This is a genomic window from Salsuginibacillus halophilus, from assembly GCF_003014715.1.
Taxonomy (GTDB): domain Bacteria; phylum Bacillota; class Bacilli; order Bacillales; family Marinococcaceae; genus Salsuginibacillus; species Salsuginibacillus halophilus.
Map to the genome: position 1 here is coordinate 23,231 of NZ_PYAV01000016.1, position 23,565 is coordinate 46,795.

The 23,565-nt window shown below is 48.1% G+C and carries 27 protein-coding genes, 1 tRNA gene and 2 riboswitches; of the genes, 23 read left to right on the forward strand and 5 right to left on the reverse strand.

Translation table 11 applies throughout. The annotated features are described in order from the left end of the window. Positions 1-59: 59 nt before the first annotated feature. Complete coding sequence (gene aspA, locus B0H94_RS13440) at positions 60-1,475, forward strand: aspartate ammonia-lyase (protein WP_106589782.1); 1,416 nt, start codon at positions 60-62, stop codon at positions 1,473-1,475. A gap of 673 nt (positions 1,476-2,148) precedes the next feature. On the opposite strand, the gene B0H94_RS13445 is transcribed toward aspA, so the two are convergent. Continuing rightward, complete coding sequence (locus B0H94_RS13445) at positions 2,149-3,342, reverse strand: ornithine--oxo-acid transaminase (RefSeq protein ID WP_106589783.1); 1,194 nt, start codon at positions 3,340-3,342, stop codon at positions 2,149-2,151. Positions 3,343-3,541: 199 nt separating this feature from the next. Here B0H94_RS13445 and B0H94_RS13450 point away from each other — a divergent pair, with 199 nt between their 5' ends. The 8 genes from B0H94_RS13450 (at position 3,542) to B0H94_RS13485 (ending at position 9,843) form a co-directional block, all read left to right on the forward strand. Beyond that, positions 3,542-4,936, forward strand: a complete 1,395-nt coding sequence (locus tag B0H94_RS13450; protein ID WP_106589784.1) for a sigma-54 interaction domain-containing protein — start codon at positions 3,542-3,544, stop codon at positions 4,934-4,936. 58 nt (positions 4,937-4,994) lie between these two features. Beyond that, positions 4,995-5,106, forward strand: a riboswitch (TPP riboswitch). 73 nt (positions 5,107-5,179) lie between these two features. Further along, on the forward strand, positions 5,180-5,815 hold the full coding sequence (gene thiE, locus B0H94_RS13455; protein WP_106589785.1) for a thiamine phosphate synthase: 636 nt from the start codon (positions 5,180-5,182) through the stop codon (positions 5,813-5,815). Further along, positions 5,815-6,015, forward strand: a complete 201-nt coding sequence (thiS, locus tag B0H94_RS13460; RefSeq protein WP_106589786.1) for a sulfur carrier protein ThiS — start codon at positions 5,815-5,817, stop codon at positions 6,013-6,015. Before thiE ends, thiS begins: the two co-directional genes overlap by 1 nt. A gap of 1 nt (position 6,016) precedes the next feature. Next, a complete protein-coding gene (locus B0H94_RS13465; RefSeq protein WP_106589787.1) occupies positions 6,017-6,790 on the forward strand; it encodes a thiazole synthase in 774 nt (257 codons plus the stop codon). A 26-nt stretch (positions 6,791-6,816) separates the two neighbouring features. Further along, a complete protein-coding gene (thiO, locus tag B0H94_RS13470; protein ID WP_106589788.1) occupies positions 6,817-7,926 on the forward strand; it encodes a glycine oxidase ThiO in 1,110 nt (369 codons plus the stop codon). Between the two features lie 24 nt (positions 7,927-7,950). Further along, positions 7,951-8,751, forward strand: coding sequence for a bifunctional hydroxymethylpyrimidine kinase/phosphomethylpyrimidine kinase (thiD, locus tag B0H94_RS13475; RefSeq protein WP_106589789.1), 801 nt, complete (start codon positions 7,951-7,953; stop codon positions 8,749-8,751). Positions 8,752-8,887: 136 nt separating this feature from the next. Next, a complete protein-coding gene (locus B0H94_RS13480; RefSeq protein WP_106589790.1) occupies positions 8,888-9,544 on the forward strand; it encodes a hypothetical protein in 657 nt (218 codons plus the stop codon). Positions 9,545-9,546: 2 nt separating this feature from the next. Next, complete coding sequence (locus B0H94_RS13485; RefSeq protein WP_106589791.1) at positions 9,547-9,843, forward strand: MTH1187 family thiamine-binding protein; 297 nt, start codon at positions 9,547-9,549, stop codon at positions 9,841-9,843. Between the two features lie 640 nt (positions 9,844-10,483). Here B0H94_RS13485 and B0H94_RS13490 read toward each other — a convergent pair. Continuing rightward, positions 10,484-10,558, reverse strand: a tRNA-Gln gene (locus B0H94_RS13490). 311 nt (positions 10,559-10,869) lie between these two features. On the opposite strand from B0H94_RS13490, the gene comGA reads away from it, so the two are divergent. The 10 genes from comGA (at position 10,870) to B0H94_RS13535 (ending at position 15,546) form a co-directional block, all read left to right on the forward strand. Continuing rightward, positions 10,870-11,892, forward strand: coding sequence for a competence type IV pilus ATPase ComGA (gene comGA / locus B0H94_RS13495; RefSeq protein WP_181315416.1), 1,023 nt, complete (start codon positions 10,870-10,872; stop codon positions 11,890-11,892). After that, positions 11,889-12,923, forward strand: coding sequence for a competence type IV pilus assembly protein ComGB (gene comGB, locus B0H94_RS13500; protein WP_106589793.1), 1,035 nt, complete (start codon positions 11,889-11,891; stop codon positions 12,921-12,923). The genes comGA and comGB overlap by 4 nt, the downstream gene beginning before the upstream one ends. Positions 12,924-12,948: 25 nt before the next feature. Continuing rightward, on the forward strand, positions 12,949-13,101 hold the full coding sequence (locus B0H94_RS15280) for a hypothetical protein (RefSeq protein ID WP_181315417.1): 153 nt from the start codon (positions 12,949-12,951) through the stop codon (positions 13,099-13,101). Next, on the forward strand, positions 13,085-13,393 hold the full coding sequence (gene comGC, locus B0H94_RS13505; RefSeq protein ID WP_106589794.1) for a competence type IV pilus major pilin ComGC: 309 nt from the start codon (positions 13,085-13,087) through the stop codon (positions 13,391-13,393). Before B0H94_RS15280 ends, comGC begins: the two co-directional genes overlap by 17 nt. After that, positions 13,386-13,835, forward strand: coding sequence for a competence type IV pilus minor pilin ComGD (comGD, locus tag B0H94_RS13510; RefSeq protein WP_106589795.1), 450 nt, complete (start codon positions 13,386-13,388; stop codon positions 13,833-13,835). The genes comGC and comGD overlap by 8 nt, the downstream gene beginning before the upstream one ends. Beyond that, positions 13,822-14,163 carry a prepilin-type N-terminal cleavage/methylation domain-containing protein gene (locus B0H94_RS13515; RefSeq protein WP_106589796.1) on the forward strand — a complete coding sequence of 114 codons (342 nt, stop codon included), beginning with the start codon at positions 13,822-13,824 and terminating at the stop codon, positions 14,161-14,163. The genes comGD and B0H94_RS13515 overlap by 14 nt, the downstream gene beginning before the upstream one ends. Then, the gene (locus tag B0H94_RS13520) at positions 14,132-14,557 is read left to right on the forward strand and encodes a ComGF family competence protein (RefSeq protein ID WP_146139955.1); all 426 of its coding nucleotides are present in this window, start codon (positions 14,132-14,134) and stop codon (positions 14,555-14,557) included. Before B0H94_RS13515 ends, B0H94_RS13520 begins: the two co-directional genes overlap by 32 nt. After that, a complete protein-coding gene (locus B0H94_RS13525) occupies positions 14,554-14,946 on the forward strand; it encodes a hypothetical protein (protein WP_106589798.1) in 393 nt (130 codons plus the stop codon). The genes B0H94_RS13520 and B0H94_RS13525 overlap by 4 nt, the downstream gene beginning before the upstream one ends. Before the next feature lie 36 nt (positions 14,947-14,982). Further along, entirely contained in the window at positions 14,983-15,144 is a 162-nt protein-coding gene (locus B0H94_RS13530; protein ID WP_181315418.1) for a YqzE family protein, read from the forward strand. 165 nt (positions 15,145-15,309) lie between these two features. Continuing rightward, positions 15,310-15,546 (forward strand): DUF2626 domain-containing protein, encoded by a 237-nt coding sequence (locus B0H94_RS13535; RefSeq protein ID WP_106589800.1) that lies wholly within the window; start codon positions 15,310-15,312, stop codon positions 15,544-15,546. Positions 15,547-15,602: 56 nt separating this feature from the next. Here the strand turns inward: B0H94_RS13535 and B0H94_RS13540 are convergent, their stop codons facing one another. Beyond that, positions 15,603-16,238 carry an MBL fold metallo-hydrolase gene (locus tag B0H94_RS13540; protein ID WP_106589801.1) on the reverse strand — a complete coding sequence of 212 codons (636 nt, stop codon included), beginning with the start codon at positions 16,236-16,238 and terminating at the stop codon, positions 15,603-15,605. 324 nt (positions 16,239-16,562) lie between these two features. Between B0H94_RS13540 and B0H94_RS13545 the strand changes: the two genes are divergently transcribed. Next, positions 16,563-16,733: a DUF2759 domain-containing protein gene (locus tag B0H94_RS13545; protein ID WP_106589802.1), complete on the forward strand. Its 171-nt coding sequence runs from the start codon at positions 16,563-16,565 to the stop codon at positions 16,731-16,733. 39 nt (positions 16,734-16,772) lie between these two features. On the opposite strand, the gene B0H94_RS13550 is transcribed toward B0H94_RS13545, so the two are convergent. After that, complete coding sequence (locus B0H94_RS13550) at positions 16,773-17,564, reverse strand: YqhG family protein (RefSeq protein WP_106589803.1); 792 nt, start codon at positions 17,562-17,564, stop codon at positions 16,773-16,775. Beyond that, a complete protein-coding gene (locus B0H94_RS13555) occupies positions 17,554-19,065 on the reverse strand; it encodes a DEAD/DEAH box helicase (protein WP_106589804.1) in 1,512 nt (503 codons plus the stop codon). Before B0H94_RS13555 ends, B0H94_RS13550 begins: the two co-directional genes overlap by 11 nt. A 126-nt stretch (positions 19,066-19,191) precedes the next feature. After that, positions 19,192-19,286, forward strand: a riboswitch (glycine riboswitch). 178 nt (positions 19,287-19,464) lie between these two features. On the opposite strand from B0H94_RS13555, the gene gcvT reads away from it, so the two are divergent. Genes gcvT through gcvPB form a run of 3 tightly spaced genes read left to right on the forward strand, consistent with a single transcriptional unit; the run spans position 19,465 to position 23,420 of the window. Further along, positions 19,465-20,571 (forward strand): glycine cleavage system aminomethyltransferase GcvT, encoded by a 1,107-nt coding sequence (gene gcvT / locus B0H94_RS13560; RefSeq protein ID WP_106589805.1) that lies wholly within the window; start codon positions 19,465-19,467, stop codon positions 20,569-20,571. Positions 20,572-20,589: 18 nt separating this feature from the next. Next, positions 20,590-21,939, forward strand: coding sequence for an aminomethyl-transferring glycine dehydrogenase subunit GcvPA (gcvPA, locus tag B0H94_RS13565; RefSeq protein ID WP_106589806.1), 1,350 nt, complete (start codon positions 20,590-20,592; stop codon positions 21,937-21,939). Next, the gene (gene gcvPB, locus B0H94_RS13570) at positions 21,936-23,420 is read left to right on the forward strand and encodes an aminomethyl-transferring glycine dehydrogenase subunit GcvPB (RefSeq protein ID WP_106589807.1); all 1,485 of its coding nucleotides are present in this window, start codon (positions 21,936-21,938) and stop codon (positions 23,418-23,420) included. The genes gcvPA and gcvPB overlap by 4 nt, the downstream gene beginning before the upstream one ends. Positions 23,421-23,565: the final 145 nt, after the last annotated feature.

The following is a 23,565-nucleotide window of genomic DNA, read 5'->3' on the forward strand; positions in this document are numbered from 1 at the left end:
AGCTGCTTACCCGTATACATCAAGCTTGGAGCAGCAGATGAAAGGAAAGGGCGTTGGTTATGACAACTTACCGGACGGAACAAGACTATATTGGAGAGAAAAAAGTCCCGAAAGAGGCGTATTACGGGATTCAAACAGTTCGTGCTGTAGAGAACTTCCCGATTACCGGATATCCGCCGCATAAAGAAATCATCCGTGGTTTCGGTTTCGTTAAAAAAGCAGCGGCGCTTGCCAATCGCGATGTCGGCGGATTGCATCCGGATCTTGCAGAGGCGATTGTTGAAGCAAGTGAAGAAGTCCTTAACGGCGACTTTGATAGCGAGTTTATCGTCGATGCGATTCAAGGAGGGGCCGGAACTTCCTTCAACATGAACGCAAACGAGGTGATTGCTAACCGGGCGATTGAGCGTCTTGGTTATGAAAAAGGAGATTACGCGCGTTTGAGTCCAAATACGCACGTGAACATGGCCCAATCCACCAATGATACGTTTCCAACAGCCATTCATATTGCTTCAATTCGGCTCGCTCAAGGACTTGAAAAAGCATTAAAAGATATTATCGAAGCTTTCAAGGAAAAAGAGCGGGCGTTTGATGATGTGTTAAAGATGGGGCGGACCCACTTACAGGATGCAGTTCCGATTCGTCTTGGTCAGGAAATGGGTGCATACCGCCGCGTACTTGAGCGTGACTTAAAGCGGCTGCGTCGTTCATTAGATCATTTATACTCCATCAACATGGGGGCAACTGCTGTAGGCACCGGCTTGAATGCCCAACCGGAGTATATCAAAAAAGTAACCGAACATTTATGTGACATTACAGAGATGCCGTTTTATCAAGCGGATGACCTTGTTGATGCAACGCAGAATACAGATGCTTACACGGAATTGTCCAGTTCCTTGAAAGTGCTTGCGATCAACTTATCAAAAATGGCAAATGACTTGCGCATGATGAGTTCCGGACCGCGTACGGGCCTAAATGAAATTAATCTGCCGTCGCGGCAGCCGGGTTCTTCGATTATGCCGGGAAAAGTGAACCCGGTCATGTGCGAAGTGATCAACCAAATTTCTTTTCAAGTGATGGGCAACGATCAAACGGTTTCTGCAGCTTCTGAAGCAGGTCAGCTGGAGTTGAACGTGATGGGGCCTGTGCTTGTGTTCAACCTCTTGGAGTCGCTGTCTGTGCTGCAGAACGGTTTAAACGTATTCCGTGAATATGCGGTTGAAGGTATGAATGCTAATGTAGAGCACTGCCGTGAAATGGTTGAGCAGAGTGTCGGTATCATTACGGCAATCAACCCGCATGTCGGTTATGAAACAGCTTCGCGTATTGCTCGTGAAGCGATCGAAACAGGTCGGTCTGTACGCGAAATTTGTATTGAACGCTCAATTTTAACGAAAAAAGAGCTCGACGAAATTCTTGATGCAAAAGAAATGACAAAGCCGGGCATTGCCGGTGCGCACTTTATGTATCAATAGTAAAAAACTCGCTATGCGCAGGCATGGCGAGCTTCAGACTGTTGACAAAGTAAAAAACCTAAAATTTACGCGCAGCTTACTGCTCCGAGCCGCGGGCTGCCCTTAAAAACCGAACCATGAACGTGACCGGAGCGAATGACGGACGCTTACCCGAGGCTTGGCTTCAGCTAACTTGTTCGATTTGATTGCCAATCGAACAAGTGGATCTTCAGCCTGCGCTGAATCCTCTGGGAGTCGCCGTCATTTTTCGGTAACTTGTCAATTGAAAGATCATCTAGTCTTTCCGATGTATAGGGTTCGTTTGCACATTCATGAAGCATCATGATGAAACGGATTCATGTAGCTATTGCTTGATTAAAAAGATCTTTACAATTTATAACGATCAAATAACGCAAGGCTGACGAGCATCGGCGGCGACGCCTACGCAGAACAACGAGTGAGAAAATCCCGTAGCATTGATATTCTGCCGAGGAAGTTGAGGCCGTGACGGGGGCTAAGAAGACACGGTGACTTCAATCGTTAGCGCAGATCAAGTCGATGTCGCACTTGTGTCCTCCGGGTGCAAGCGGCCGCCGAAATGCGAATTCAGCTAAAGTTTGTCTATACACTAAAGCTCGTTATGCGCAAGCATAGCGAGCTTTTTAACGTGTTTAATAAAAATAGCTGATGGTGTTTAAGCAGACAATACGTCTTTAATTTCATCAATGGCAAAGCGTAAGTCTTTTTCAGAGATGATTAATGGTGGTGCAAGACGGAGCACGTTGTCGTGTGTTTCTTTGCACAAAATGCCGCGCGCCTGCAGTGCTTCACAAAACGGACGGGCCGCTTCGCTCAACTCAATCCCAATAAACAAGCCGCGTCCGCGCACTTCTTGAATCCGCGGATGCGTCACACTTTGAAGCTCCTCCATCACCCAGTCGCCGAGGTTGCGTGAACGATCCCAGAGCGCTTCGTCTTCAAGTACTTGTAAAGCTTCCAAAGATACCGCACAGGCTAGCGGATTACCGCCAAATGTAGAACCGTGGGAGCCCGGCTGAAACACATTCATCACTTCTTCATCTGCTGCAAGTACAGAGATTGGCATCACGCCGCCGCCAAGCGCTTTACCAAGAATGTACATATCCGGTGTTACATCTTCCCAGTCACACGCAAATGGCTTCCCGGAACGGCCAAGCCCGCTTTGAATTTCATCAGCGATATATAAAACATTATTTTCTTCACATACCTCTTTAGCTTTACGCAAAAATCCTTCCGGTGGGATGTTGATGCCAGCTTCTCCTTGGATCGGCTCGAATAAAAAGGCAGCTGTGTTTGGCGTGATCGCTGCTTTTAACGCTTCTACATCACCGTAAGGCACAATTTTAATGCCAGGGAGCAGTGGCTCAAAGCCTTTTTGGTATTCTTCATTTGAAGAAAGCGAAACGGCACTCATCGTCCGGCCGTGGAAGTTATCTTCACAAGCAATAATTTCTGCTTTGCCAGCTTCCACGCCTTTATGCCAATACGCCCAGCGGCGAGCTGCTTTTACAGCTGTTTCCACTGCTTCAGCGCCAGTATTCATCGGAAGTACTTTTGCCTTTCCGGTAAGTTCGGCAACTTTTTCATAAAACGGGCTGATTTGGTCATTGTGAAACGCCCGGGATGTTAACGTCAGCCGGCCGGCCTGCTCCGTTAAAGCTTGAATAATGCGCGGGTGGCGGTGTCCTTGATTCACCGCAGAGTAAGCACTAAGCATATCAAGGTATTGGTTTCCTTCAACGTCTGTCACCCAGGCCCCGTCACCGTGAGAAATGACAACAGGAAGTGGTTTATAATTTGGTGCGCCATATGCATCGTGGGTCTTCATAAGCTGTTCTGATCTTGTCATTGAAAAAACTCCCTTCATCCATATACTAACCTTTATTAGAATTGCAAAGTTTATGCCAAAACATCCGGTAAAGCTCGAGCAATTATTTTTAAAAAAAGTGAAAAATAAATTTGCGTACGAAAAATAATTTTTCAAAGAAGTGACAAATGATTTTTCATGTTCGGCGGCGTGCGGTAAAATGTTCACCAGGAGGGGAAATATGTTTACGAAAGAAGATGCGCCTGAAGTGCTTGCAACACTTGTGGATCATTTAGACACTGGTGTACACATGATCGATGCGCAGGCACAAACCGTTTATTACAATGAGAAAATGGCTGCAATTGAAGGAATGTCGCGCGAAGAAGTGATTGGAAGCTTTCTACATGATGTGTTTCATTTTGAAATGAACGACCGGAGTACGTTAATGCGCGCACTTGAAAGCGGCGAGCGCCGTAAAGGGGAACGGCAGACGTATTACAACGCCCGGCGCGAAGCAATTACAACCATCAACGATACGTTTCCAGTACTGTCAGGTGGCCGAATTATCGGCGCAGTGGAACTCGCCCGGGATGTGACAAAGGTAGAAAAACTCATTCAAAAAAACTTAGAAAATCAAAGTGGGCCGTCGTTTACATTTGATTCAATTACCGGAAGCTCAACAAAGATGCAAGAAGTGATTAATGACGCGAAACGCTCGACAAGAACAACGTCTTCCGTCTTAATTGTTGGTGAAACCGGCACAGGAAAAGAGTTGTTTGCCCAAAGCATCCACACCGGCAGTGAACGTTCGCGCAAGCCGCTCATCTCGCAAAACTGTGCGGCAATTCCGGAGCAGCTGCTTGAAAGTATGTTGTTTGGCACAAAAAGCGGCGCCTTTACCGGGTCTAAAGAGCGGCCCGGCTTGTTTGAAGAAGCGCACGGAGGCACACTTTTGTTAGATGAAATTAACTCGTTGTCCCCGGCGCTGCAGGCGAAGCTTTTGCGGGCGATTCAAGAAAAGGTGATCCGACGGGTTGGGGGAACAAAAGATATTTCAGTCGATGTGCGGATTATTGCAACGATGAACCAGGACCCAGTTGAAGCAGTAAATGAAGGGTTTCTGCGCAAAGACTTGTATTACCGTTTAAGTGTTGTTTCTTTGTTTGTGCCGCCTTTGCGTGAACGTTTATCTGATATTGATGAGCTTGTGGAAGGCTTTTTAGCAAAATATAATGCGTTGTTCCGCATGGATGTCACGTCGCTTTCTCCAGAGGTGCACTCGTTTTTTTACCAATACGACTGGCCTGGAAATGTCCGCGAGCTTGAGCACGTCATTGAAGGTGCCCTCAATTTTATGGAGGACGGCGAAAAAGTAATCCAACAGCGCCACTTACCGCCGCAGTTTCAAAAGCAGGCGTCCCTGCCTCCGAAACTTGCCTATGAACCGGAAGCTGTTGAAGCTGTGCGTCCGCTCCATGAAGTATTAGCTGATCAGGAGCAGGCGTTAATTCAACGAGCGCTGACTGAAACGAAAGGAAATGTATCTGAAGCCGCCGAGCGTCTTGAGCTGCGCCGGCAGAGCCTGCAGTACCGTCTGCAGAAATACGGCATCTCACCGCAGCAGTTCCGCCGGTAAAGCCTGCATCTTTTCATAAGCTTTGAACTATGTCATAATAAATGTACAAACGAAGCAAAGAAGCGACTGGGGGTGCCTGCCCGAGAGCAGGCTGAGAAAAAGGTGTGTTCCTTTTACCCTGCGAACCTGAACTGGCTAACACCAGCGGAGGGAAGTCGGTGCGAGCGAAGTGTGCGGCCGTCTCCTGTATGTTGGAGGCGGTTTTTTGTATAGACCGATTGTTGAATGAAAGGATGTTGTGTTGTGAAAGAATTCGAACTGTACGTCATTACAGGTGAAAATTTCCATCCGGGCCGTGCGATGGAAGATGTGATGGAAGAAGCAATGCAGGGCGGAGCGGATATTATCCAGCTGCGCGATAAGAAAAGTTCAAAACTTGAAGTACTTGAAAAAGCGCGCAAACTGCGGCAGCTGACCTATGATTACGGGGTGACGTTTATTGTAAACGACCACATTGATGTGGCACTTACAGTTGACGCAGACGGGATTCACCTCGGGCAGGATGACCTGCCGCTTGCAGACGCTCGTCAAATCGTCGGACCAGATAAATTGATCGGCATTTCCACACACGCCATCGAAGAAGCGAAAGCAGCTGAAGCAGGTGGTGCTGACTACATCGGGGCCGGGCCTGTATTTCCGACAAATACGAAAGAAGATGTGGTTGATCCGGTGGCAACAAGCTACGTGCAGGCTGTAAAAGCTGAAGTGAACATTCCATTTGTGGCGATCGGCGGTATTAAGCTGCACAACGTCGATGAGGTGCTTGAAGCAGGCGCAGAACGAATTTGCGTTGTTAGTGAAATTGTTGGTGCAGAAGACGTGAAGGGCACGACCGAGATGTTCAAAAAGCGGCTTGCTGCGGCGAAAGGAGAAGCGTAATGGAACTTTATATTAACGGACAACTTGAAACGTTAGAAAACGTCGAAACGTTGTATGATGTAGTAGCTCATTACGGTTTGACAGACCGGATGGTAGCTACAGAAGTAAACGGTACCATTGTTGAACGGGAAAAATGGGAGACAACCAAGCTAGAAGATGAAACAGCTATCGAGCTTGTTCATTTTGTAGGAGGTGGGTGAAATGCCAAAAGATCCATTAGTGATTAACGGTACGACCCTTAGCTCCCGCTTCTTTCTCGGTACCGGGAGATACCCAAACCCGTTTGTACAAAACGAAGCGATTCAAGCAAGCGAGGCAGAAGTTTTAACATTTGCGATCCGCCGCGTGAATCTCGAAGCACCGGATGATGATGCAATTTTACAGCATGTCACCCACAACAATTTTCAATTTCTGCCGAATACGTCAGGCGCAAAAACAGCAGATGAAGCGGTGCGCATTGCCCGGCTTGCGAAAGCTTCCGGCTTAAGTGACTGGATTAAAATTGAAGTAAGCGTGAATGAGCGTACGTTAATGCCGGACCCGATTGAAACGCTGAAAGCAACAGAAATTCTTGCTGAAGAAGGGTTTACTGTTCTTCCGTATACGTCGGATGACCCTGTCCTTGCCAAACGGCTTGAAGAAGCAGGGGCAGCCGCTGTAATGCCGGGGGCTGCACCAATCGGTACCGGACTTGGTGTGCTTAACCCATACCACTTGTCACTCATTATTGAAGAAGCAGAAGTGCCGATTATTATTGATGCTGGACTTGGTTCGGCAAAGGACGTAACTGAAGTGATGGAGCTTGGGGCAGACGGCGTTTTAATGAACACCCCGGTAGCAAAAGCGAAGGATCCGGCGCAGATGGCAGAAGCAATGAAGCTTGCCATTGACGCCGGCCGTAAATCCTATAAAGCGGGGCGGATTCCGAAAAAACGCTACGCGACAGCTTCGAGCACGCTTGATCACACATTGTAAAAGCAGGGAAGAAACGAGGGGTTCACATGGAAGAACACGTGACAGTGATCGGCGGTGGAATTATTGGTTTAGCAGCTGCTTATGAGTGCCGCCGCCGCGGCTTCAGCGTCACCATCATTGAGGCAGGGGAGTTCGGCGGCCAGGCATCCGGTGCAGCAGCCGGCATGCTTGCGCCTTTCTCCGAAATTGAAGAAGATCCGGATGATTTTTTCCGGCTCGCTTTTGAAAGCTTAACGTTGTATGAACCTTGGGTGAGCGCTGTACAACAAAGTTCGAATACGTCATTTGAGTACGCAAATACCGGAAGCCTGCATGTTGTGTATCACGAAGCCGACCAACTTGCGCTTGAAACCCGGCAGAAGTGGCAGGGAGACTTTGGTGTGGATGCGCGCATTTTAGATCAGTCCGCCCTGCAAAAACTTGAGCCCGAGCTCTCCAGTGAGATTATAGGAGCCATGCATTATCCAGAAGAAAGCCATGTCTACACACCGGATTATGTGAAAGCTCTTGCTAGCGCGTGTGCAAATGAAGGGGTTACGATGTATGCCAAAGCAGGGGAGCCGCGGCTGACCCGGACAACAGAGCCTTATGAAATCAAATTAAATAACGGCACCGTGATCGAAACAGAACAAATCATCGTTGCGAACGGTGCCTGGGCAAAGTCATGGGAAGAGACGCTCGGGATCCGGATTCCGGTGCATCCAATCCGCGGTCAGATTTGCAGCTATCAGCCGGACACACCGTTGTTATCCCACATCGTATTTTCACCGCAAGGATATTTTGTGCCAAAAGCAAATGGCACCCTTGTAAACGGTGCTTCTGAAGACTTGGCCGGTTTTTCAACCGAAGTGACCGAAAAAGGCATCAACCGCTTGAAAAATTGGGGCCCGCACGTGCTTCCGGCACTAGAGGAGGAACCGCCGGTACATACGTGGGCCGGGATTCGTCCGGCAACACAGGATGGCTACCCGCTGATTGGCGAAGTGCCTAATCTCCCGGGCGTTCAGCTTGCCGTAGGTCATTACCGTAACGGGATCTTGCTAAGCCCGGTAACAGCGGCAGTGCTTGCTGACCGGATCGAAGCTAAATCGGACCGGGTGCCGATGACGTTGTTTCAACCAGCGCGCTTCACGTAATTACTGTTTAGAAAGAGGGGTAGCATGACAAAACCAATCGCTTTAACGATCGCCGGCAGTGACAGCGGCGGCGGTGCCGGCATTCAAGCTGATTTAAAAACGTTTCAAGAACGTGATGTGTTCGGTACAACTGTGATTACCGCACTTACTGCTCAAAACACTGAAGGCGTGCACGGCGTGTTTCCGGAAAGTCTTCAGGCTATAGATGCCCAGCTTGAAGCTGTTTTAACGGACCTGCGGCCGGATGCAGTCAAAACGGGCATGATGTTTTCAGCTGAAATCATTGAGCGGGTCGCGTTTTATTTAAAAAAGTATCACGTCGAACGTATCGTCATTGATCCTGTCATGATCGCGAAAGGCGGTGCACCGCTTTTGCAGCAGGAAGCAGCGGATGCGTTAAAAACTGAGCTGCTCCCGCTCGCTCATACCATTACGCCGAACCTGCCGGAAGCTGAAGTGATCAGCGGTTTATCCTCAATTCAAAGCGAAGATGCAATGAAAGAAGCTGCAAGCCTGTTGCATGATTTAGGTGCAGCGCATGTTGTCGTCAAAGGCGGGCACCGAGAGACTGAAGATGCGCGCGATTTGTTTTCTGATGGACGTGAAATCACGGTACTCCCGTCTCCACGCATAGCTACAAAGCATACGCACGGTACCGGCTGCACGTTTGCTGCTTGCATTGCTGCTGAACTTGCGAAAGGTGAAACAGCGCTTGCTGCGGTACAAACGGCCAAAGCTTTCATTACCTCGGCCATTACACACGCACTCCCGCTTGGCGGCGGCATTGGTCCGACCGATCACAGCGCTTACCGGTATAACAGCTAAATTGCCAGTTTTACCCGCAGGTTTTTCACGACTGCAGAAAGTTTTCAAAAAGCTGCGGTTTCACTTTACAACAACAGAAAAATCGCGCATGATCTACATGAAGAGAACGTTAAGTTAAAGGTGCGTGAACATAGCTATGTCGTGGAACAACAAACTTGTCGTCTTACTGCCGTTATTATTGATGGTGATCTTATTTGCCGGCGGCTGGTTTTATATTCAACAGGCGGATACGATCACGAATGAAGATTTAAGTAATCACGTTCAACTTGAAGTGGAAAAAACAGAAACTTCTCCTTATGTCGTTGAAGCAGAATGGAGCTGGAGCGAAACCCCTGAAGACGGCTTAGCTGGTGATGATTATATCGGTGTAAGTTTAAAAGATGAAGAAGGGGAGCCGCTTTCAGGTGAAGTGCTGGAGCAAGCCGAACTTACGTTGGATCATGCAGGAGAAACCGTGTATGAAACAGAAGGTGAAGTACTTGATACCGGGATCATTTTTTCTTTTCCAAACGCAACAGAGGAAAATGAAGTGTATGGCAGTTCCGGTAAGATGACGGTTACAACAGAGGAAGAGACAACAGAAACTGTAATTAGTTACTTGCATACCTGGGCAGAACATGAAGGACTCGACAAACAAGATCCTAGGTTTTTTGATCCTGCTTTTTTGGGTAATGATAATATTGAGGATGCTTACTGGGTCATTGATCGGTTTGTTGAACCCGGTGATGATTTGTCCGGGCAGGATGCGGTCGATGAGGGTCAGGGGCAGACACCCATTGAAGGAGGCAGTTAAATATGGCGATTATTGATTTAACCGTTGTACCTTTAGGAAAAGAAAGTATGAGTGAAGATGTTGCAAAAATTCAGCAGGTCCTTGAGGAGCACAGCGATCAAGTCAGTTACGAATTAACGCCGATGAGCACTATCATTCAAGGGGATATGGATGATTTATTTGAGATTGTGAAAAAGCTTCATAACGTGCCCATCGATAACGGCGCACAGCGTGTATCCACAACGATCCGCATTGATGACCGCCGTGACAAATCTGAATCGATGCAGGAAAAAGTTCAGAAAGTCCATGATAAAAAATAACACTAACAGCCTCTGCGTTAACCTTAACGCAGAGGTTTTTTAGCGTGTAGACAAAGGACAAAACCAAACATTCACGGACAGCTTACTGCTCCGAACCGCTGGCTTCAGCATGAAGGGAATAAAACCGAATCATGAACGTGACCAACACTACCGACGGACGCTTTCCCGAGGGCTTGGCTTCAGCTAACTTGTTCGAATGTAGCCATTCGAACAAGTGGATCTTCAGCCTGCGCTTGATCCTCTGGGAGTCGCCGTCTTTCGTTTCGGTCACTTGTAAATTTGAAGATCAGCAAGTATTTCCAATGTGTATGGTTCGCTTGATCGTTCATGAAGCATCATGATGAAACTGATTCATGTAGATATTGCTTGGTCAAAAAGGTCACTACAATTCATGACTATCAAATAACGCAAGGCTGACAAGCGTCGGCGGCGACGCCTTCGGGAACAGTACGAGCCGAAAATCCCGCAGGCAGCGATTGTCTGCCGAGGAAGTTGAGGCCGTACCCGAGGCAAGCGTCCGCCCAAAAGCGATGTCAGCCTCCGCTTTTCTTAAAAGTTTGTCTACACGCTGACAGCCTCTGCGTAAATACGCAGAGGTTTTTAAATAAAAAGCCCCTGCGTATTCACGCAGGGGCTGCATTGGCTGGGGCGGCAGGATTCGAACCTGCGCATCGTAGAGTCAAAGTCCACTGCCTTACCGCTTGGCTACGCCCCAACGTTTGTTGACTGTACATTCATTATGACCGACTGTAAGCTGTGCTATACATACGAAAACAAATTTTTTACTTACAATGAGCGTCAAGGATTAAACCTTGACTTTTATCCTCCGACATTTTAAGATAAGGATGTAACTTCCTCATGTTACAAAACCTGCTTGCCCCAAAGCAGTTGAAGCACAGCTTGTTTATCCTCATACAAGCTTTATTTTCTCCTTACACACCCTTTATTTCATACTGCAGGAGGTGATTTTACTTTCAAACCATTGTTTCAACAAATCCACTTTATGAGTTGAAAGCAGGTGAAGCGTTGAATGTCATAGAGCAAGAAACATCGAAACTTATTGAGCGAGCGCAGCAATTAGAAGCAAGTGATATCCATCTGCATCCAAGTGAGTCACGAACAAACGTGTGGCTGCGCATGCAGGGGGAGCTCGTACCATGGATTACGATTAATCAAGGACGTGCTTCAAAATGGATTGCCCATTTAAAATATAAAGCCGGCATGGACTTAGGAGAGCGCCGGCGCCCGCAGCATGGTGCAATTCAACACCCGCTGCCTGGTAAAGAGCTGCATATTAGACTCTCTACGCTCCCTTCTGACGGTGTGGAACGCCTCGTGATCCGCCTTCTTCCGCAGCATGAACATCACCCCTTGCAAAAACTCGCCTTATTTCCTGAAGATGCAACCCGCCTTGAAACGCTTTTAAAGCGGCCGCACGGTTTAGTTTTATTCACCGGCCCTACAGGTTCCGGCAAGACAACGACAATGTATACACTTCTACACCACCTTGTAACATCAAAGCTCCGGCAGGTAATTACGATTGAAGACCCCATTGAGCAAACCCACCCGTTATTTACCCAAATGCAAGTAAATGAACATGCCGGCTTAACGTATGAATCCGGTTTGAAGTCTGCCTTACGCCACGATCCTGACGTGTTAATGCTTGGTGAGATACGCGATGTAAATACAGCAGCTATGGCAGTCCGGGCTGCCATGACAGGTCACTTAGTGTTATCCACCCTGCACACGAAAAGTGCAGCAAGAGCGGTTGAGCGTTTATGTGAGCTCGGCATTCCAAAGTCCGACGTCTTAGACGTAACTGAGGCTGTTGTGAGTCAACGCCTCGTGTCGATGAAATGCCCGTACTGCAAAGATACTTGCCACTTGTATTGTCCGAGCAGGCAGCGTCTCGGTCGCCGGGGAATTTATGAGATTTCTCATCAGCAGGATTTGTTTACCAGGCATCATTCAGACCAAATCCGCAGGCGGCTTTATAAAGCAGCAGCGCTTGGGTATATTTCGCATGCTGAAGGAGGTGCAGACGGATGAGCCGCTCGTTTCCACCGCTTGTGAAGGCGCAGTTTTTAACGAAACTCGGCCGGCTGTTAAGTGAAGGTTATACGCTGCATGATGCTTCAAGACTTATTTTTTTCGACTTAAAACCAGAAGCAAAAGGCCGGGGGGAGCGATGGCTGCAGGCGGTAAGACAAGGAACGCCTCTGCATGAGAGTTTCAGCTTACTTGAAGTGCCATCAGATGTACAGGCTTTGATTTATACAGCGGAGAAAAACGGAAAGTTATCCGACGGATTAATTGAAGCAGGACGCACCTTCACAGCGCGGGAAACGTTTAAGCGCGATGTACGGCGGATGCTCAGGTACCCGCTTGCGCTATTGTTTTTATTTGCGGTGATGGTGATGTTTATTCTGTTTTATATTTTACCGGCGTTTCAAGAGCTATTTCGTTCATTATCAGCGGATCTGCCGCCTTTAACAGTGTTTGTCATTCAAATACTTCATTTACTCCCTGTCCTAATGTTTGCTGCAGTTGTCCCCGTTGCCGGTGCGCTCGTTTGGTATTGGTATAAAGTTCACCCCCGTCCCGCCCTTGAAAAACTATGCCTCTTCTGCCGCGTTCCTGGTCTCCGACGTTTCGTGAAGCGTTATGTAACGTACCGGTTTAGTGAACAGTTTGGGCAGCTGCTTTGCGGTGGTTTTTCAACGAAAGAGGCGCTTCATATTTTGTATGTGCAAGCTCATGTGCCTTTTCTCTCTGAAGAAAGCGAGCGCTTGCAAACCGAGCTGAAAGGAGGTGAAACATTGAGTGACGCTTTAAGTGTTGTCTCGTTTCATCAGCCAGAGCTTGCAGCTGTTACTGCGCACGGGGAGCAGAGCGGCAGGCTCGGCCGGGATCTAACCCATTATTCAGCGTGGCTTCGTGAAGATATTGAACATGACTTAAGAGCTGCTTTGCAGCTGTTGCAGCCGATCATGTTTGCCGGGATCGGCCTGTTAATCTTATGTTTATTTCTTGCCGTATTTCTACCGGTATTTCAGTTAATGGGGCGGATGGATATGTAGCAGAAAACAAAAGGGGGGAAGCGATGTGGAGGCTTATGATACGATGATGCGTCAAATTCAAGTATTGGAAAAACGTTTAGAGCGCATGGAGAACGACCAGGAACAAAATGTTTTATCGCTTATGCATTGGGTGAAGCAATCGAAACAAGGAGGCTGTATAAATGAAAAAACGAAATGAAAAAGGTTTTACTTTAATCGAAATGGTGATCGTCCTCGTGATTATTTCTGTTTTACTTTTAGTTGCGGTACCGAGCATGGTCAAAAACAGTTCTGTCGCAGAATCAAAAGGCTGCGAGGCAACCGTTGATTTAGTGCAGGCACAAACTGGAGCTTATCATATTGAAATGGGCGAGCAGGTGACAGATCTTCAAGATTTAGTCGATGAAGATTTTGTGGATACGCTTGAATGTCCAGATGGCACACCGCTGAACCTTGTTGAGGGCCGCGTCGGCATTGGAGACAATGACTGAGCCCGTTTATAAAAACGGCTTCAGCTTTGTTGAGCTGATCATTGTATTATTTCTGCTTACGGTGTTTATTTTGCTGCCGGCGGTTTATGTACCGGCAGCCCTTTCAAAAGCTGAAGGTCGCGCATTTGTGCAGCAATTTGAGGCAGATCTGTATTACGCTGAACAGCTTGCGAGAACACATGAGCAGCGCGTGGTGCTGCCACTGCCGCTGCACCCGAGCGCACAGAGCTATTCAATTATAGCTGCAGACGGCGCTGGTTTACAGCGGGACATCCCGTCACAAGTACGTTTTTATGAAGGATCGATGCTCGGTTCGCGTATTGCATTTTCTTCTTCAGGTAACATTCATAACCCTGGATCGTTTTATATTGAAACAGCTGAAGGGTTTTATGAGGTGATGATTTACTTAGGTAAAGGGCGTGTCCGGATTGAACAACAATAACGGAATGACGCTTGTGGAAGTATTGATTAGTTTTTTTATTCTGTTGATTGTCACAGCAGCTGCTGTACCGGTATTTACTCAGCTGACATCAGAACGAACTGCCTTGGCGCAAGAGTATGAAGCGTGGGTGCTGCTGCGTGAGCAAAATGAGGCGTGGCGTTATGGTAACGTAAGCGAAGATCAAGCTGTATTTGTTGCGCAAGATGTACAATTTGTATGGGAGGTGAAGGGGACCGGCCGAGCGTGTATGCGTTGGACGGCTGCAAACCAAAGAAATTATCAAGCGTGTGAAGATATTGAAAGAACAAACGGGCACAACATTAATTGAATTATGTATAGCACTCAGCTTGCTCTTAGTCATCGCGCCGCTTCTCGTCTTTGGGAGTCGTGTGTTGATGGATGCCTTTGATACGCCGGGGATGGAGCGTGATGTACATGTATTTTTGCAAGAACTACGCGATGAAGCAGCGGCTTCTGAACGTATAACGACAGCGGACGGTCAAATTGTGCTTCATTCAAGCGAGCGGACCATTATGTATGAACACCGCAGTGACCGGATTATCCGCCGGGTGGATTACGCAGGCTTTGAAGTGGCACTTTTGGATGTAAAACAAATGCAAGCGCGGGAGGAAGGGAAGAACCTAAACGTCCGCGTCCTTGTACCGGAGGCGGTTGATGTTATTTTATACCCGCGCCTCGTTCCTGGGGAGGTGCAGTTTTGAATGAGCGTGGTGGTGTGATGCCGTTTCTGCTATTCTTTTTACTTACTGCGATGCTTGTGATGGCGCATCAAACGGCAATGTATCAAAGCGAGCGGGTACACATTGAGGGCGTGAAAGCAGAACGGCAGCTTGAGGCGCTGCTGATGAATGGAGAGGTGTACATTCATCAGCGGCCGATGCTTGTTCGTGCGGGCACAGAGAAAACGTTAACTTATGAACACGGTCGTGTTGACTTTGAGAGTACAGCTGTCGGCAGTGACCGCGTTCGCCTAAGATGGGAATCAACCCTTCATGACGGGCGCAGTAAAACGAGAACGTACAATGTAAAGATTCGTGAGGTGGAAGAAGAAGAAAAAGCGTATAATGAGCATAACGACGGGCAAGACTAGCAGTGTCAAAGCACAATCCGAAAAGGAGGATGCCATTTGACACCGAATCCATTGTTAAAAGAACTTGCTGCCCGCTTCACCCGCCTCCTTGAAAAAAGACCGAACCGTCAAGCGAAACGAGATAAGCGGCTGCCCCGTTCATACCGCTGGTTTGGAATGATTCCACTTGCTGTTCGCACGATGCGTCGAAAAAAGTAACGCTTTCACACTTTTGTACGTTTGTCGCCGTCCCCGGCATTTACAAAAAAAGCGTTGCTCGTATATAATAAAGTATAGCCGGACTGCGTCTGTACATACTGCGCGGCACGAGCCCCGCCGTGTGGCGGACGATCGCAACCTGCATCAAAGAGGGGGGGACAAGGCATGGATCGAATGTATCGCGTATTGGCGTTTTGGACAGGGATTTTCGCTGTACTGTTTTTCGTCGGGGACATGTATAATATGTCTTTATTCTTCTTTGCACAAACCGCGATGTTTTTACTGCTCGGTTACATGAAATTGAACGAGCGCGTCTACGTCTACATTTTCGCTGCTTACTTAACGGTCTTTTTCGTTGGATATACGTATTACACGTCATTCCTCTGGGAGCCGCCATTGTAGACCAATGCTTGAAAAATCCCTCCGGTGGTCTGCCGGGGGGATTTTTCAAAAGCTGTTTACGATAAGCCGTTTAAAAACGGGTTGCGGTCCATTTCTACACCGATCGTTGTCGTCGGGCCGTGGCCTGGAGCTACTGTAGTTTCTTCCGGCAGTTCCAACAGCTGGTGGTGAATACTGTCTAACAGCTGCTGATGATCGCCGCCGGGAAGGTCGGTACGGCCGATACCTTCTTGAAACAATGTATCGCCGGCAAATACCGTTGCGGTTTTTTCATGGTAGAAAGAAACGCTTCCCGGAGAATGACCTGGCGTTAAAAGCACCTTGAAAGAGAATGGATCAATATCAAGTAATCCGTCAGTAGTTATAAAGCTGTCCGCTTCTTTTGCGGTGATGCTTTGGCCAATGAATAGTGAAGAGCCGTTTTTTGATGGCTCCGGCAGCCAGCCTGCTTCGTCCTCGTGTAAATAAACAGGTACGTTGTACGTTTTACGGACAGCATCGACAGCTCCGATATGGTCAAAGTGGGCATGGGTTAAAAGAACTGCCTGTGGGGTTAAGCCTTCATCATCAAGAAAAGCTTGAAGTTTTTCAGCATCGCCGCCCGGGTCGAAAATAACGGCGTGCTTAGCATCATCAAAAAGCACGTAACCGTTCGTTTGCAGCGGCCCGAGGGGTAATTGTTTCCATTGCATAGAGACAGCTCCTTTATATGCGTAAGTTCACCGGTTGCTACCGGCAGACACTTCGTATTTTACAGGACAATGCCTCGTTTAAAAAGTCAACAAATTGTTGAAGTCTTTATGCTGGAAAAACAGAAGACGCAACGGCACGGATCATTTTAAAAGTAGTCGTCGTGATCAGCCTCGACAAACGTTCGAAGACGAGGTAAAATGTTAGCAGATACCGCTATGATCAATATGATCTTTCTTAAAAACCAGTGCTCGCTTGTACATATTCACAGGGCGGGGCTGCATTTGAACCAAGTGACATTCCTTTGCAGGAAGGAGGAGAATCGTATGGCTTTTGGTACAATTATGCTTGTCGTTGCAATTTTATCTGTCATTGCGGTGTTCCGCGAATTGAAGCGTCGTAATTTCCTCGCTGTCGGTTTTGCCGGAATTACAGCGTTGATTTTAGGTTGGTTTGGTGTAATGACGCTGTTTGTCAGCGGTGGCCCGTTAATTTAAACGCTAAAAAAGCTGGAAGCTTATAAGCTTCCAGCTTTTTTACGCTTGGAAATGATGCAAAATTGATTTCGGCAAATAAAATAAACCGCCATTGATCACCTGTACAGAAATCTTCGGCTGCAGCCGTTCTTCAATCGCCCTGCGTTCGTTTTGATATGTTGGGTCATCTGGTGTGTCTTGAAAAAATTGATCTAAAAGAGACAATTCCGCTTCTTTTTTAATTATTGCTTCTTCAGCCCAGCCTTTCGGTTTATGTGATAATGTTTCAGTAATGAAAAGTTCAATTCGGCGTAGCGCTGCTGTTGGTGTAATTAATGGCCGCACAGGATACGTATAGGCTGATGGCGCTAGACTGAACGACCGCTCTGTGACATTATCCATAAACCCTTCGACGCGTGCGCCACTGATCAAGTGAAGACCGATTGATAATGGGGTATCTTCACGAAGACCGTTAAACTTTGAGATTGTGACGTTGACATTCAACCAAGGTTCGAGCGGTTCCGGCTGTTTGCCTGCCGGAGCCTGATCGTATAAACACGTCCAGGCTCCCTGGCTTTTTGCATACCTGAATAGTTGGTGCAGACGTGGTGAGCCTTGATGAAGATGAGCATCAGCTTTTGCCTCGGTATCTGTCGTTAACGTTAATGTTTTCGGCTGCTTGATGCCATTTGTTTTTTCAATGTAATGCCAGTAAAACGGACGGTTCATTAACGCTTTATCTAAATCCTCGGTCAGTTGTACGGTGATTGTTTGGTGTGTACGGTCAATGACCTTTGCCCCGCATGTTGTTAGCAGCGATTCTGAAAAATTAAGCATGGCTTTATCGTCCATAAGACTGCTCCTTTGTGTCTTCACTTTGTCCTAAAATCGCATCAATCCGTCCGATCACATTTTCAAACATGCCGATTTTTTGCTGCAGCCGGGCTAAAATGTCTGCTTCAATTGTCGCCTCTGCGGCAAGGTTCAATACTTTAACGTCCTTCGTCTGTCCGTGCCGGTGGAGGCGCCCGATTCGCTGCTCAAGCCGCATTGGATTCCACGGCAGGTCGTAATTCACTAACCGGTGGCAAAACTGCAGGTTTAAGCCTTCACCGCCTGCTTCGGTCGCAATCATGACCGGGACTTTGCCTTGAAACAACTGCATCATCCAATCTTTTTTACCCCGCTTAAACCCACCGCGGTACGGAACAGATGGAATCCCGTGCTGCTTTAAAAACCATTGCAAGTACAGCTGGGTGGCTCGGTATTCAGTAAACACGAGAACTTTTTCGTCTTCTTGCTGGACGAATTCAAGCAAAGCTTCAGCTTTTGAGTTACGTGAGCATGCCTGCATTTTTTTAAATACGGCGTTTAGCCCTTCGGCCGGCAGGTCCATTTCTTTTAAAGTTAAAAATGCTGCTTCTTTGCTGCTAGCAAGCTCCCGTTTTAACAACGTGCGTGAAAACCCAGGGAGTGCGGCATGTTCTGCAAGGGTGCATAAGCTTTCGTATAAATGCTCTTCTTCTTCAGACAGGGTAACCGTTTGATTGATCACGTTACGTTTCGTCCAATTGACAGGGGTTTCATCGCGCCGGTTGCGAATCATCACTTGATGAATTAAACGCTGCACATCACCACCGCTTTCATAACGCTTCTTAAAATCTGCTTTTGTACCGAGCCAGCCCGGTTTTAATATCGTAATTAAATGATAAAGCTCTTCAATCCGGTTTTGTACAGGGGTTGCTGTTAATAAAAGACAAAACTTCTTTTGCAGCGAACGAACGAACGCAGCGTTTTTCGTTTGGTCGTTTTTTAACTTATGCGCTTCATCAATAATGAGACAATCGTAATCAATGGATTGAATGATTTCGTTATGCGGGGGCCGTTTTGCGGTATCAAGGGAGGCAATTGCTACATCCGCATGTTCCCATACAGGCGCTTTCCGCTGCACAACAGCTGGGATTGAAAATGTTTGATTAAGCTCGCGGCTCCATTGATTGACAAGTGAAGCCGGTGCAAGGATCAACGCTTTTTTCACAAGGCCGCGAATCATGTACTCTTTTAAAATCAACCCAGCTTCGATCGTTTTACCGAGACCGACTTCATCAGCAAGGATGGCTTTACCGTTCATCTCTTCAACAACGCGGCGCGCCGTTTCTAATTGATAGTCATAAGGTTGAATATGATATAAGTGTTCAGGTGCTTTAAGCCCGGTAAAAGAGGGCACGAGCTGTTCGCAGGCCGCTTGATAAGCCAATTGATATAATTCAAACGACGCCCACGGTCCTTCTTGATGCAACCGATGTTGAAAGTCTTGTTTCCAATCTTCATCAAACTGAATATCGATGAACATAAGCGGCTCCTTAAAAAAAAGATTGTCAGAAAAGCGTGATAAGTGATAAACTGATGACGTCTTTAGTATAGACAGACGCTTTAAAACTTACACATGTAAAAAGCTTTGACAATTACATATCGGCGGATGACGGCAGGGGGAGAGACTGCAGCTGATGCTGCGGCGCCGAAGGAGCAAGCGCTGTGCGCGAATCTCTCAGGCAAAAAGACTTCTGTCGGACGCACCTCTGGAGAGCGGTACGCTGAGTATTCAGCTGGTACCCACCTACGAAGACATACTTCCTGATATAAGGAAATGAAACTTTCTGGTGAGCGGACAGAGACCTTTCAATGACAATCAATGGAGGGCTCTGTCTTTTTTTTGTGCCTTGAGCCTTCACATGAAAGGAAGGATGAAAATATGAGTGAATTAAAAGAAACCCCGTTGTTCGGGCAGCATCAGCGTGACGGTGCGAAGATGGTTGATTTTGGCGGCTGGCATATGCCGGTGTCGTATGCAGGCATTAAAGAAGAGCACCGGGCGGTACGAGAAGAAGCCGGCTTGTTCGATGTCTCGCATATGGGTGAGGCGATTGTTGAAGGAAAGGATGCAGAAGCGCTCTTGCAGCGTGTGATGACAAATGACATCTCCAAACTTGCGCCGGAAAAAGCCCAATACAATTTAATGTGCACAGAAACCGGCGGCACCGTTGATGATCTGCTCGTGTATCAGCTTGCAGAGAACCGTTATTTTCTCGTCTTAAACGCTGCAAATACCGATAAAGATGTCGCCTGGATTCAGCGTCACATCCAAAGTGATGAAGACGTAGAAGTAAACGATGTTTCAAGTTCGTATGCACTCATTGCGCTGCAGGGGCCAAAAGCTGAAGCCATATTAAATGATTTAACCTCCTTTGATGTACGTGAGATTAAATTTTTCCGCTTTAAAGAAAATGTGGACTTAGCCGGGGTGCCGGCCCTCGTTTCGCGTACCGGTTATACCGGGGAAGACGGTTTTGAAATTTATTGTCCGGCAGAAGAAGCTGAAGCTTTATGGGAAGCGCTTTTAAGTTACGGTGAGCCCCTTGGTCTGCAGCGGGCAGGCCTCGGGGCGAGGGATACGCTCCGTTTTGAAGCAAGGCTCCCGCTGTATGGACAGGAAATTACAGCCAACATCTCACCACTTGAAGCAGGGCTTGGTTTTGCGGTGAAAGTGAAAAAAGAAACACCTTTTACTGGTCAAAAAGCACTCGCTGTGGAAAAAGAAGCTGGACCGGCGCGGCGGCTTGTCGGTATTGAAATGCTCGACCGGGGCATCCCGCGTTACGGTTACGACGTCTATGACAGTGAAGGAAACCACGTCGGCACAGTGACATCCGGTACCCAGTCGCCCACCCTTGAAAAAAATCTCGGTCTTGCACTTGTAGATACCTCGGTTGCAGAGAAAGGGACATCGCTCTACGTGCAAGTGCGTAAACGCCGGCTTGAAGCGGTCGTGACAGAAACGCCATTTTATAAACGAAGCTAGTGAAAGGTGCGGATCCATATGTATCGTTATTTACCGATGACTGATCAAGACCAACGTGACATGCTTGAAACTGTTGGAGCAGCGTCAATTGAGGATTTATTTCACGATGTGCCAGAAGACGTACGCTTAAAGCGGCCGCTTGACCTTCCGAAGGCTTTAACAGAACCGGAGTTAAAGCGTACGTTTATGCAGCTTGCAAAACAAAATGTCACAACGAGTGAACAACCTTCGTTTTTAGGCGCAGGCGTCTATGATCACTACATCCCGAGTGTTGTGAACCACGTGATTTCTCGTTCTGAGTTTTATACCGCCTACACCCCTTATCAGCCGGAAATGTCGCAAGGGGAGCTGCAGGCCATTTTTGAGTTTCAATCAATGATTGCAGAGCTAACCGGGATGGAACTTGCCAATTCTTCCATGTACGACGGTCATACCGCACTCGCTGAAGCAGCTGTGATGGCAAGCACCCAGTCCAAAAAAGGAAAGCATAAAATTTATCTTTCTGAAACGGTTCACCCTGAAGCGCGCGATGTGCTCACAACCCACGTGAAAGGCCCGGGCTGTGAAGTTGAACAAGTGGCAGCGCGCGGCACAGTGACAGACGTAGAAGCTTTAAGTGAGGCGTTAGATGAAGAAGCCGCATGTGTTGTTGTGCAGTATCCAAACTTTTTCGGCTCACTTGAAGATTTAAAAGCTTTGCGCCGCATTTGTGATGAACATGGAGCGATGCTCGTTGTAAAAAGCAACCCGGTCACACTCGGTGTACTCACACCACCGGGGCACTTTGGTGCAGATATTGTTGTCGGTGATACACAGCCGTTTGGGATTCCGGCGCAGTACGGCGGGCCGCATTGTGGTTACTTTGCAACGACGAAAAAGTTAATGCGCAAAGTGCCGGGCCGTTTAGTTGGTGAAACGGTGGATGAAGACGGCAAGCGCGGCTTCGTCTTGACGCTGCAGGCGCGGGAACAACATATCCGCCGCGATAAAGCAACGTCGAATATTTGCTCCAACCAAGCCCTGAATGCGCTCGCTTCTTCTGTCGCCATGACCGCTCTTGGAAAGCACGGGGTAAAAGAAATGGGTGAGCAGAGCCTGCAGAAAGCGCACTACGCTAAAAAAGCGCTTGAAGGCGCAGGTTTTACTTGTCAAAATAACGGCCCGCATTTTCATGAGTTTGTCGTGGAACTCGGCGTGCCGGCAGATGTCGTTGTAGATCGTCTCCGAGACCGCGGCATTATTGCCGGGTTTGACCTTGGCAGAGTGGATACCAACCGCCGTCAGCAAATGTTGATTTGTGTTACCGAACAGCGGACGAAAGCAGAGATTGATGAATTTACAGAAGCACTAGTGGAGGTGGCAAAATGAGACAGCCGGAAATGTCCCTCATTTTTGAAGAAAGCGAGCCGGGTCGGCGCGGAGCGGTCCTTCCGGCGTTAGATGTTGACGAAGCACCGCTTGAGGAGCTTTTGCCGCAGGATATGATCCGCGAAGCGCCGCCTGAGCTTCCAGAAGTGTCTGAACTGCAGGTGATGCGCCATTATACAGAGCTTTCCACCCGCAACTACGGAGTTGACTCCGGGTTTTATCCGCTCGGTTCGTGCACGATGAAATACAACCCGAAAATTAATGAAGATGTTGCCCGGCTTGATGGTTTCACAAACATTCACCCGTATCAGCCGGAAGCAGATGTGCAAGGCGCTATGCAGCTGATGTATGAGCTTGAAGCTTCGCTTGCTGAAATTACCGGGATGGACCATGTCACTTTGCAGTCTGCTGCAGGAGCGCAAGGGGAGTGGACCGGATTGATGCTCATCCGGGCGTATCATGAAGCGAACGGGGATACGCACCGGACGAAAGTTGTTGTACCGGATTCCGCTCACGGCACGAACCCGGCGTCCGCCGTTGTTGCCGGCTTTGATGCAGTGACGGTGAAAACGGATGAGCGCGGCCTTGTAGATTTAGATCATCTGCGTGAAGTGACCGGTGAAGATACAGCGGCGCTTATGTTGACGAATCCAAATACGCTCGGCTTGTTTGAAGAAGATATTGTGGAAATGGCAAACATTATTCACGAAGCAGGGGGTAAGCTGTATTATGACGGTGCAAACTCCAACGCTATTCTCGGCTGGACACGGCCGGGAGATATGGGCTTTGACGTTGTGCATTTAAACTTGCATAAAACGTTTACCGGCCCGCACGGCGGCGGTGGGCCGGGGAGCGGTCCCGTTGGTGTTAAAGCGGATTTAATGCCGTATTTACCGCATCCACTGCTTACGCATAATGGTGAGAAATATACGTGGGACTATGACCGTCCAAAAGCGATCGGCCGGATTAAGCCGTTTTACGGCAACTTTGGGATTAACGTGCGCGCCTACAGTTACATCCGGACGATGGGTGCAGAAGGGTTAAAACAGGTGTCAGAAAATGCGGTGTTAAACGCGAACTATTTGCTTAAGCGGCTTGCGCCTTATTATGATGCGCCGTACAGCCAGTACTGTAAACACGAGTTTGTCATTTCCGGCCGCCGGCAGAAAAAGCTCGGCGTACGCACGCTTGATATTGCGAAGCGGCTGCTTGATTTTGGGTATCATCCACCGACCATTTATTTTCCGATCAATGTGGAAGAGTGCATGATGGTGGAGCCGACTGAAACGGAAGCAAAAGAGACGCTCGATGCGTTTGCTGAAGCAATGATTGCGATTGCCCGTGAAGCTGAAGAAGAGCCGGAAACGGTGCAGGAAGCGCCGCATCATACGCCGGTGGCGCGCCTGGATGAAACAACCGCCGCCCGGAAACCAGTGCTCACATATCAAGCAAGCCTCGAAAAAGATACAGCCAAGTCTTAAGCAGAAGCCGAGCGTGCTGTCTTTGCATGTAAAATACGCTTCTAGCGTAGTTGTCTGACATGACACTCACCGCAAAATGACGTCATGACCAGCTTAGCTTCACAAAAAAAGGCGGCCCCGATTCAATGACGGGGCCGCTTATCTT